This is a genomic window from Bacillus sp. GW823-FHT06B01 (assembly GCF_058952315.1).
In genome coordinates, this window is sequence record NZ_JBXAHR010000021.1 from 1 (window position 1) to 3,885 (window position 3,885).

Sequence of the window (3,885 nt, forward strand, 5' to 3'; positions counted from 1 at the left end):
GTTAATGTCAACTAAGTTTTTTATTTTGTGTGCCGCGTTCTGCGTTATTGCATCGGCGACTTGTTCTATATTACACCCCTATATCCTAATCGTCAATACCTTTTTATAAAGTTATTCAAGTTAATATTTTTACACTCTCTAATCTAGAGAAGAACCTATAAATATTGCATTATCCGAAAAGCCTCTTGGACTTCGCTTTACTTTCTTCTCCCAAAATATATTCAAGTTTACTTACGCCCTAAACTGAATTGGTACGGAAGTTTTTCCCCCGCGAAATTAACAACCTTATTTTAATAAATATTAATATATAATTAAAAACTTATTCCGCTCCCTAACACCTCTTTGTTTATCAGGCACTCTATTAGAAACGATTGAAGATATACGTATTCTTATAAACAGACAACGATACAGAAATTCTTATATACTACTCTAGTTATAGAGTCCCTCTTATATGAAGTAATGGTTACTTACCTGTTTACTCGTAAATATATAGAAACACACTAATACATTTACTAACTATCCCTATGTCACTGAAATAGCAGACTTATATCTCTTTCATCTTTAACAGCATCCATTTCCATATGGCCTAGTCGTAATAAATTTTATATCCTCTTAACAAACATTTAAGATATACAAATAAACTATACTCGAGGACCGAACCAATTAATAGCATTTCTTTTTTAAACACATATACCGGATTAAAAATACGCACCTCAATTGATCGAGTGCACCTAACACACCCACAAAGAACATTTGTTCTATTTGTATTTTATTACTTTTTATCACATGTAAGGATGTTTATCCTATACCTATATTTACGTTTTACCGCTAGAAGAGCGAATCGAGTTACTAACAAAGTATGTAATTTTATTGTTTATATATATCCTCCGTTTTGAAATACATATAGAATTACAAATTCATTTATTTCTAGCTATAAACTTAAGAATACATGACAATAAGAATCCAATGCATATAAAACACCCACCAAAACAAATTCTACAACAAGGTATACTACGGCTGTACAATTTATAAACTATAATCTTTTCAATATAAAAAGAGTCGGAATTTCTACTCTAAGGAAAATCCGACTCTTTTTTGGGGGCCACAACCAAAATGCTTTAACTTACTCACTACAACTGAACTCCCTCATAATAACCATAGCCAAAATAATTTTTACATTTAATATTCCCTACGCTGCTGTACTGCAGATGAATGCATCATATCTATCACTGCACGATATAAATTTTCCGGATATTCAGCTATCCGATGGCATAAATACAAGTACCACTCTTTCCCATAAGTCAAATACACCCTAGCATTATGTCCTTTGTTTTTCAAATCACTTAACATATCTGGACGAATTCCATATAGCATTTCTATCTCTACATTAGATTGACTAAAATATTGACGTTTCTCCATTTCTTTAATAAGAATTTCATCATGTGTAGCTATAGATACAGGATGATTGTTTTCAACTAGTTGTTCTACAATCTGAAGATACTGTTGGTTTAAGTCATTTGACCTAGGCATGGCAATATCCGAAATTTCTTGATAGGCACCTTTTACAACTCGTATTTTCCCTGGATAATGTAGGAGTTCTTGAATATCATTGTTTGAGCGATATAAATGCGCCTGAATCGTTATCCCTACATTAGGATATTGCTCAGTTGTTTTTTTATAGATGGAAAGAATGTCTGCTGCTTTAGATGATTCTTCCATACTTATCATAAGGGTAGTTCCATGTACTTTTGCCTTCTCTGCCAACTCCATTAAATGAATATAAGATATTTTTGGATCTATAGACAATCCAATATGCGATAAATCGAGTGATACTGTTTGTTTCATAGATAGAGCACCCATATCCCCAATAAGATTCCAAAACTCATTTTTTGCTTTATAACATTCCTCTATATCTAGAGTATTTTCCCCTATGTATTCTAGTGAAGTATGATAACCTTTTGTAATTAGTTCTTTTGCTATCACAATCCCCTCATGTCTCGTTTCTCCGGTGACAAAGCGTTTCGCAGCTTGCAATAACAACGCATAGAGTTCAGTGGATTGTTGTACATAGGATTTTATATGTTCATTTCGTGCAATCGATTTAAATGCCTGAGCTACTTGGAATTCTGGTTTCGTCATCACATTTTCATCCCCTTTAGAACTATTTGATCCAACTATAGCATGCTAAAATGGTTCATATTAGTACCATTTTAACCAAACTTTTATGGTACCAATTTTGATGAAGGGAGCATTTATATGCTTTGGATACCTATTGATCGATCGTTAGATATAAGTTTAATTCGACAGGTTTATCACCAAATACGTGAACGAATATTAAACGGAGAACTACAATCTGGAGAAAGACTACCATCTACACGGGAATTATCTTCTGAGTTAAGCGTGTCTAGGAATGTAATTTTAGAAGCTTATGATCAATTATTTTCCGAAGGTTTTTTGGTCGCTCGACAGGGCGCCGGGACATTCATTGCAGAAGGAACTTATTTAGAACAACGTAAAAAATCAACTCTAATTGATTCTTTATCTTGGTGCGAAGAAATAAACAAAGACAGTAACATCATTAATTTTCGTTCAGGGATACCAGCATTAGACTTATTTCCACTTAAGGGATGGGCAAAGTTATCTCATACTATATGGAATGAAACACCTCCTTCTACGTTTGGATACGATATTCCCGAAGGGCGTCCCGAATTAAGAAAGGTTTTATCACACTATTTACTTAAAACAAGAGGAGTTTTTTGTCATCCAGAACAATTGATAATTACCTCCGGTGCAACGCAAGCTTTAACACTTATTTCTAAGCTACTTTTGTCAACAGGCGACGAAGTACTAATAGAAGATCCCATCACCAATGACATTCAAACAATTTTTAAAAATTCAGGAGCCTTCCTTTATCCTATACCAGTTGATGATAATGGGATGGATACATCTTTGCTGCCTGCAAATAAAAACCCAAAATTCATCTTCACTACTCCTTCTCATCAGTTTCCTTTAGGAGGAGCGTTACCGATTCAACGACGGGTTCAATTGATTAACTACTCAAGGAAAACAAATTGTTATCTCATTGAAGATGATTATGACAGTGAGTTTCGATATGAAGGCTCACCTGTAAGTTCATTACAGGGATTGGATCCCGAGCGTGTTATATATATAGGTTCATTTAGTAAAATTTTATCACCGGCCCTTAGGATGGGATACTTAGTTCTTCCCTCACACCTTATTGAAAAATGTCGCAGGGTAAAATGGTTTTCAGATCTACATACACCTTCTTTAAATCAGCTTGTTCTTGCTAAATTTATTGCCGAAGATTATTTGGAGCGACATATTATGAAGATGAAAAAAATTTATAAAACTCGAAGAGACTTCCTTATCCAGCAATTAAAATTAGCATTCTCCAATAAGATCAATATTTTCGGTTATTCTACAGGATTACATCTGATTGTTGAATTCAATCAAGTTCAATTCACAAAAGAATTACTTGAGGAAATCCAACAACTCGGAGTGAAAGTATATCCTGTGGAAGAGCACGCCATTAAAAAAGGAAAACATCATAATCGAATTATTATAGGGTATGGACATTTAACAACTGAAGAAATAAAAGAAGGTGTGAGCAGGCTACAGAGGGCAATACCTTGTATATATTCTTGTTAACGAATAGATGGTCTAACAAACTTATCCATATTTTTCTGAAGGTATGCTATTTAGATGTGAAATCATAATAAAATAAAGCTGTTTTTTGCTAGATACACGTACTCATAGAACCAACATTAATTACAAGATTATTTCCATTAAACACAAAAAAGACGAGTCATTCTGACTCGTCTTAAAGTTGCTTGGCGACGTCCTACTCTCACAGGGACAAGGTCC

Annotated in this window: 2 protein-coding genes; one reads left to right on the forward strand and one right to left on the reverse strand. The window is 33.9% G+C overall.

Annotated features, from left to right (window positions below; genetic code table 11):
- Positions 1-1,179: 1,179 nt before the first annotated feature.
- Positions 1,180-2,139: a proline dehydrogenase family protein gene (locus tag AC1Q8N_RS28660; RefSeq protein ID WP_098080536.1), complete on the reverse strand. Its 960-nt coding sequence runs from the start codon at positions 2,137-2,139 to the stop codon at positions 1,180-1,182.
- Between the two features lie 117 nt (positions 2,140-2,256).
- Here AC1Q8N_RS28660 and pdxR point away from each other — a divergent pair, with 117 nt between their 5' ends.
- The gene (gene pdxR / locus AC1Q8N_RS28665) at positions 2,257-3,669 is read left to right on the forward strand and encodes a MocR-like pyridoxine biosynthesis transcription factor PdxR (protein ID WP_098080538.1); all 1,413 of its coding nucleotides are present in this window, start codon (positions 2,257-2,259) and stop codon (positions 3,667-3,669) included.
- Positions 3,670-3,885: the final 216 nt, after the last annotated feature.

What these genes read in the sequence shown, in the direction of transcription:
- AC1Q8N_RS28660 (WP_098080536.1), bottom strand. Translation starts at nt 2,139, where the DNA reads ATGACGAAACCAGAATTCCAAGTAGCTCAGGCATTTAAATCGATTGCA.
- pdxR (WP_098080538.1), top strand. Translation starts at nt 2,257, where the DNA reads ATGCTTTGGATACCTATTGATCGATCGTTAGATATAAGTTTAATTCGA.